At 67.0% G+C, this 4,754-nt stretch carries 3 protein-coding genes; 2 read left to right on the top strand and 1 reads right to left on the bottom strand.

The window, feature by feature from the left end:
• Positions 1–345 precede the first annotated feature (345 nt).
• Positions 346–1,389: an AraC-like transcriptional regulator QhpR gene (qhpR, locus tag QMX82_RS25280; RefSeq protein ID WP_133862175.1), complete on the bottom strand. Its 1,044-nt coding sequence runs from the start codon at positions 1,387–1,389 to the stop codon at positions 346–348.
• Positions 1,390–1,728: 339 nt separating this feature from the next.
• Here qhpR and eat point away from each other — a divergent pair, with 339 nt between their 5' ends.
• A complete protein-coding gene (gene eat, locus QMX82_RS25275; RefSeq protein WP_282288676.1) occupies positions 1,729–3,093 on the top strand; it encodes an ethanolamine permease in 1,365 nt (454 codons plus the stop codon).
• Between the two features lie 166 nt (positions 3,094–3,259).
• On the top strand, positions 3,260–4,651 hold the full coding sequence (locus QMX82_RS25270; protein WP_282288675.1) for an ethanolamine ammonia-lyase subunit EutB: 1,392 nt from the start codon (positions 3,260–3,262) through the stop codon (positions 4,649–4,651).
• The last annotated feature ends 103 nt before the right edge of the window (positions 4,652–4,754 follow it).

The following is a 4,754-nucleotide window of genomic DNA, read 5'->3' as shown; positions in this document are numbered from 1 at the left end:
GTTCAGGAGGGCGAGCGCCAGTGTCGTGGAGTGGGTCGAGCCGCATGGATGCGGCGAGAGGTCCAGTGGGCCATGGACGGCCCATCTGGACCGACCCCGGAACGGCGCTGGCGTGAGCGGACCCGGAGCGCAGCGAAGGGCCGGATGTCCGGGGCAAGCGTTTTTGGTTACTTTTGTCCGGGGCGCGCAGCCGCGATTGGCAAAAGTGACTCGCCCGGGTGGGCGAAACAAAAAGCCTCAGCAGACTTCAGTAATCGGCTGGGTACCGATGAGCACAGGTGCTTTGGGCTTCGCTTCGCTCAGCACCAACCTACGTCAGCCGGTCTTCGGCGCGCCGACCCTTCCCTACGAAATCCCCCGCCACTGCCGCGGACTCACCTGAAACCACCGCCGAAACGCCCGCGAAAAGGCGCTGGTCTCCGAATAGCCCAGCAGCGGCGCCAGGTCGCTGACCGGTAGCCGCTGCCGCAGGTAGTGCTGCGCCAGGTCGCGGCGAACGCCCTCGACCAGCGCCGAGAAGCTCGCGCCCTGGTCGCGCAGGCGCCGTTGCAGCTGGCTGGTGGAAAGGTCCAGGCGCTGGGCGATGGACTCCAGGCTGGGCTCGCCCAGGGGCAGCGCCAGGCGCACCGAGGCACGGACCTCTTCGAGCAGTTCCATCTGCGGCAGGCGCTGGCCGAGTTGGCGGATGGCGTCCTGTACCACCAGCAGGAGCAGTGGATCATGGTCGGGCATGGCGCGGTCGCGCAGGTCGGCCTTGGGCACCAGCATGGCGTTGCACGGCTGGCCGAAGCTGACCGGGGCATCGAACAGTCGGCGGTGCTCGTGCCAGCCCTCGGGACGCGGGTGTTCGAACTGCACCGCGCGCGGCGCCCAGGTAGCGCCGAGCACATGGCGCAGCAGGTTGAGCAGCATGCCCAGGGTCAGCTCGGCGTCCTGGCGGCGGGCGACGATGGCGCCGTGGCGTACCTGGTAGTCGAAGCGCCAGCACTCACCAGCGTCCACCAGCTGGATCAGGGTGCTGTGCTGGTGGAAGGGAAAGGCGCCGGCGAAGTTCTGCAGCGCCGCCTCGGCAGTGGGTGAGCAGAGCCCCACGTAGCCCAGCAGGCCGAGCATCTGTGGCTTGAATTGCCCGCCGTAGTGCAGGCCGAAATTGTCGCAGCCGGATTGGGCGGCAGCCTCTTCCAGGACCCGGCAGTAGTTGCCCAAACCGAGGCTCAGCGTCGGGTGCTGCAGCTGTTCGGGATCGATGCCGGCGGTGCCGAAGATGCGATCGACGTCGCCGCCGTGGCTGGTGATGACGGCGTCCAGGCCGCTGGCGGCGGCGGAGAGCACGCCGAGGTTGCGCGACGGTGAGGTCAGGGCGGCGAAGCCGGAGGCGGCCAGGGGCATGGTGCGGGTCCAGGGAGGAGATCGGCATGAATGAAGCAAAGGCTGTGCCCCGGGGTGGAAAGCGGTCCTCCAGTGGGGCTGGAACGCCGAGGGCTTCACGCTATTGAGCGCCTTGGCGTGCTTCATCGCGGGGCGAGTGGTCGGGTATCGCACCAGCGTGGTGCGGTCTCGGGTAGCACCCTGGGAAGAGGGGTAACGCCGACTTGACCCGAGGTCACGGCGACCGTGCCAAGCGGTCAAGTCGGCACGGCCCTGAGCTGTTTAAGCTCGAAAAAGCCGGGCATCGCGGGATCGCGGTGACCCATTCGGATCACGTCGCTACATGGGGAGGGGCCTGTCATGACCAACGAGAAACTCAAGCCGACCCTCGGCACCCTGCACCTCTGGGGTATCGCCGTGGGGCTGGTGATCTCCGGGGAATACTTCGGCTGGAGCTACGGCTGGGGCGTCGCCGGGACCCTGGGCTTCCTGATCACCGCGCTGGTGGTGGCGGTGATGTACACCTGCTTCATCTTCAGCTTCACCGAACTGACCACCGCCATTCCCCACGCCGGCGGGCCCTTTGCCTACAGCCGGCGCGCCTTCGGTCCCACCGGGGGCACCATCGCCGGCATCGCCACCCTGATCGAATTCGTCTTCGCGCCGCCGGCCATCGCCATGGCCATCGGCGCCTATCTCAACGTGCAGTTTCCCACCCTCGATCCCAAGCTCTGTGCGGTAGCGGCCTATTTCATCTTCATGACGCTGAACATCCTCGGGGTGAGCATCGCCGCCACCTTCGAGCTGGTGGTCACGGTGCTGGCGGTCATTGAGCTGCTGATCTTCATGGGGGTGGTGGCGCCGGGCTTCAGTGTGGCCAACTTCACCAGCGGTGGCTGGGCTGGCCAGGACCAGTTCTCCCTGGCCGCGGTGGGTGGCATGTTCGCCGCCATTCCCTTCGCCATCTGGTTCTTTCTCGCCATCGAGGGCGCGGCCATGGCCGCCGAGGAAGCCAAGGACCCCAAGCGGACCATTCCCAAGGCCTACATCGCTGGCATCCTCACCCTGGTGACCCTGGCCATCGGCGTGATGATCTTTGCCGGCGGGGTGGGCGACTGGCGCGCCCTGTCCAACATCAACGACCCGCTACCGCAGGCCATGAAGGGCGTGGTGGGCGAGGGTTCGGTGTGGCTGCACCTGCTGGTGGGCATCGGCCTGTTCGGCCTGGTGGCCAGCTTCCACGGCATCATCCTCGGCTATTCCCGGCAATTCTTCGCCCTGGCTCGCGCCGGCTTCCTGCCCCGCGGCCTGGCCAAGCTGTCGCGCTTCCAGACCCCGCACCGGGCGGTGCTCGCGGGTGGCGTGGTGGGCATCGCCGCCATCTTCAGCGACGGCGTGATCAGCCTGCAGGGCCTGACCCTGACCGCCGCCATGATCACCATGAGCGTGTTCGGCGCCATCGTCATGTACATCATGAGCATGCTCAGTCTGTTCAAGCTGCGCCGTAGCGAGCCGAACCTGGAGCGCACCTTCCGCGCCCCCGGCTATCCGGTGGTGCCGGGCATCGCCCTGGTGCTGGCGGTGGTCTGCCTGATCGCCATGGTCTGGTACAACCCGGTGATCGCCAGCGTCTTCGTGGTGCTGATGGTGATAGGCGCGCTGGTCTGCGGTCTCAGCCGTAGACAGGGCGACATTGCACCCGACGCTGCCTTCGGCGAGGCCTGAGAGCCTGTTCAAAGTCTGCTGCGCGTCGGCCAAACGGCGTTGAAAATGGTTTCGGAATGCTCATCTACCACTTGTAAACTCCGCTTCCTCAGCCATTTTCGCCTTGTTTGTCTCTAGCTCGCGAGCCTTTGAACAGGCTCTGCGCAGCGCAACCCGAGGAGGTAGCATGAGCGGTTTCCAGCACAGCGTGGGCGGCCAGACCTGGCGTTTCGCCGATCTCAAGGACCTGCTGGCCAAGGCCACCCCGGCGCGTTCCGGGGACGTCCTGGCCGGGGTCGCCGCCGGCAGCGACGTGGAGCGGGTGGCGGCGCAGATGGCGCTGGCCGACGTGCCGCTCAAGCACTTTCTCAGCGAGGCGGTGATCCCCTACGAGGCCGACGAGGTCACCCGGCTGATCCTGGATACCCACGATGCCCAGGCCTTCGCCCCGGTCGCCCACCTCACCGTCGGCGGCTTCCGCGACTGGCTGCTGGGTGCGGCGGCCGACGAGACCAGTCTCGCCGCCCTGGCCCCGGGGCTGACCCCGGAGATGGTCGCCGCGGTGTCCAAGATCATGCGCATCCAGGACCTGATCCTGGTGGCGCAGAAGGTCCGGGTGGTGACCCGTTTTCGCAATACCATTGGCCTGCGTGGACGGCTGTCGACCCGGCTGCAGCCCAATCATCCCACCGACGATCCGGCCGGCATCGCCGCCAGCGTTCTCGACGGCCTGCTCTATGGCAACGGCGATGCGGTGATCGGCATCAACCCGGCCACCGACAGTACCAGTGGCATCTGCGAACTGCTGAAGATGCTCGACGCCGTGATCCAGCGCTACGAGATTCCCACCCAGTCCTGCGTGCTGACCCACGTCACCACCAGCATCGCCGCCATCGAGCGCGGCGCGCCGGTGGACCTGGTGTTCCAGTCCATCGCCGGGACCCAGGGCGCCAACGAAAGCTTCGGCATCAGCCTGGCGCTGTTGCAGGAAGGCTACGAGGCCGGGTTGTCGCAACGTCGCGGCAGCCTGGGCGACAACCTCATGTATTTCGAGACCGGGCAGGGCAGCGCCCTCTCGGCGGGGGCCCACCATGGCGTAGATCAGCAGACCTGCGAGGTGCGCGCCTACGCCGTGGCCCGTCAATTCAAACCGCTGCTGGTAAACACCGTGGTCGGCTTCATCGGCCCCGAGTACCTCTACAACGGCAAGCAGATCATCCGCGCCGGGCTGGAAGATCACTTCTGCGGCAAGCTGCTCGGCGTGCCCATGGGTTGCGACATCTGCTACACCAATCATGCCGAGGCCGATCAGGACGACATGGACATGCTGCTGACCCTGCTGGGCGCGGCGGGCATCAACTTCATCATGGGCATCCCGGGGTCGGACGACGTGATGCTCAACTACCAGACCACCTCCTTCCACGACGCCCTCTACGCCCGTCAGGTGCTGGGCCTGCAACCGGCGCCGGAATTCGCCGCCTGGCTCGACCGCCTGGGCATCCTGCGCCTGGAAGACGGCCGCTTCCGCCTGGGCGAGGGCTTGCCGGCGCCGTTCCAGCGGGCGCTGGCGCAGATGTAGAGGCGTTGCGGTTATCGCGGCCATGCCGGTGCGCCGTAGCGACCGCTCCTACGAGAGCGTCTATCCCTGTAGGAGCGGCCGCATCGGCGGACCGCCATGGCCG

The sequence above is a fragment of the Pseudomonas sp. PS02302 genome (assembly GCF_029959585.1).
In the GTDB taxonomy this organism is placed as follows: domain Bacteria; phylum Pseudomonadota; class Gammaproteobacteria; order Pseudomonadales; family Pseudomonadaceae; genus Chryseomonas; species Chryseomonas aestiva.
This window is presented reverse-complemented; position numbering and strand designations above follow the sequence as displayed.

Coding starts and splice junctions, on each gene's coding strand:
- qhpR (WP_133862175.1), bottom strand. CDS start 1,389: ATGCCCCTGGCCGCCTCCGGCTTCGCCGCCCTGACCTCACCGTCGCGC.
- QMX82_RS25270 (WP_282288675.1), top strand. CDS start 3,260: ATGAGCGGTTTCCAGCACAGCGTGGGCGGCCAGACCTGGCGTTTCGCC.
- eat (WP_282288676.1), top strand. CDS start 1,729: ATGACCAACGAGAAACTCAAGCCGACCCTCGGCACCCTGCACCTCTGG.